The sequence below is a fragment of the Neisseria benedictiae genome, from assembly GCF_958267435.1.
Classification (GTDB): Bacteria; Pseudomonadota; Gammaproteobacteria; order Burkholderiales; family Neisseriaceae; genus Neisseria; species Neisseria bergeri.
In genome coordinates this window covers 1-2,006 of sequence record NZ_CATQFV010000066.1, presented here as the reverse complement: position 1 = coordinate 2,006, position 2,006 = coordinate 1, and the positions used below count along the sequence as shown (strand labels likewise).

The 2,006-nt window shown below is 57.4% G+C and carries 1 protein-coding gene; it reads left to right on the top strand.

The window, feature by feature from the left end; genetic code table 11:
* Positions 1-83: 83 nt before the first annotated feature.
* Positions 84-2,006 (top strand): DUF6531 domain-containing protein (locus Q3O12_RS08535; protein ID WP_301670084.1); only part of this gene is annotated, 1,923 nt, incomplete at its 3' end.

The following is a 2,006-nucleotide window of genomic DNA, read 5'->3' as shown; positions in this document are numbered from 1 at the left end:
AGAATCTCGACGGAGAGAGTAAGTGCATGGCCTCTTTCGGTAACACTTTCGGTGTTCTCATTCCTAAACCAGCCGCCCCAGCCATGGTGTCTCAAGGCTCTGCCAATCCACCCGAGCCGCTGACCAATGCAGCCGGTCCGGTGGATGTGATAGAGATGGTTGCCGATGTTGCTTCCGCTGCCCTTTCCATCGTTGCGTCTGATTCTGCCGCAGCTGATACAGTTGATGCCATATCCGAACTGGTTTCCCTTGCGTCCATGATACCCGGTCAGCCGGGTCCCAAGCCCCCTTCCCGTAAAATGGTCAGCGGTTTCAGCGGCGGTATGGGTATGGGTTTTGATGGTGGGGTGGTTACCTCGGGTCATGGTCACTGTATTCCTTGTAAGGTGGCTGCTGCCACAAATGTTGGTAACCCCGTGAACGCCGTACTCGGTATCAAAGTCCTATTTGACGATACCGAGACCGACTTTGCCTTCGATTCCCCGCTTCCCCTTGTTTGGCAGCGCAGCTACTATTCCGACCAAATAGGCAACGGCTGGCTGGGACAAGGTTGGTCGCTGCCGTTCTCCATGCGTCTTGTCCGGACTGCCGACGGTTTCCTCTATATTGATGAGCAGGGCAGGGAAATTCCATTGCCGGATATCAGCGACAAAGCGGACGAGCCTTATTCCGCAGCCGACGACGATGAAGACGATCTATATGAAGAAGAGGCTGCGCCAAGACCTGCTTCCGCCGAAGAAGATCCCTACGGTTTGGATGACGCCTATTTTGATCCTTACGAACAAATCTTCTTTTCACAGATTTCAGACGACCTCTATCAAATCGCCTCCCCCGACGGCGGCGCACGGCTGTTGTTTGCCGAAGTCGATTCCGGCTGCGGCATTTACCAACTGGTCGCCCAACTCGACCGCAACAGCCGCCATATCCGCCTCTGCTACGACGACAACGGGCTGCCGCACAGCATTTACGACGGCAGCGGCCGACATTTCCAACCCGTATTCTCCTCCATCCGTCTGCACGACAACGATCCCGACTTCGACCCGGCCGGAGAACGGGACGTCTTCGTTTCCGAAGACGAACGTTTCTACGTCAACCGCCTCACTTCCGTCACCTTCAACGGTAAGGAACTGGTGCGCTACGACTACGACGGCTACGGCGATTTGACCGCCGTTTACGGACGCGACGGCAAAAAACTGCGCGGTTTCGCCTACCGCAACCACATCATGGTCGAACACAACCAGCCCGACGGACTGGTATCCCGCTACGAATACCACCGTTACGACACCGACGGCAAAGTACTCAAAAGCAGCAACAACCTCGGCGAAGAATGGACGTTCGACTACCGCAAAGACCATACCGTCGTTACCGACGCATTGGGACGGACGGAAGTGTACGGTTTCGACGAAAACCACGAACTCGTCTACCGCATCGACGCCGACGGACAACGCAGCGACAGCGAACGCGACAGCTACGGTCGCATTACCGTAGAACGCGACCCGCTCGGACGCGAAACCCGCTATCTCTACGATACCGAAGGCAACGTCATCGCCATCACCGCGCCGGACGGCGGCAGCACCCAAATCGACTACCACGAAACCCTCAACCTGCCGGTTGCCGTCAACGATCCCGCAGGCAGGATTACCGCCTACGATTACGACGGACGCGGCAACCTCGTCGGCATCACCGACCCCGCCGGTTACACCACAAGCTACGGCTACAACGCCCGATGGCTGCCCGAAACCATTACCGACGCCTTAGGCAAAACCCGACGTCTACACTACGATACCCTCGACCAACTCGTCTGCTTTACCGACTGTACCGGCGAAACCACCCGCTTCGCTTACACCGAATACGGCGATCTCGAAACCGTTACCGATGCGCTGGGCCATACCACCCGCCACCACTACGACGCAGCGGGCAACCCCGTCCGTACAGACTACCCCGACGGCAGTCACGAAACCTTCGAATACGACCGCCTCAACCGGCTGACCGCCCATATCGACGGA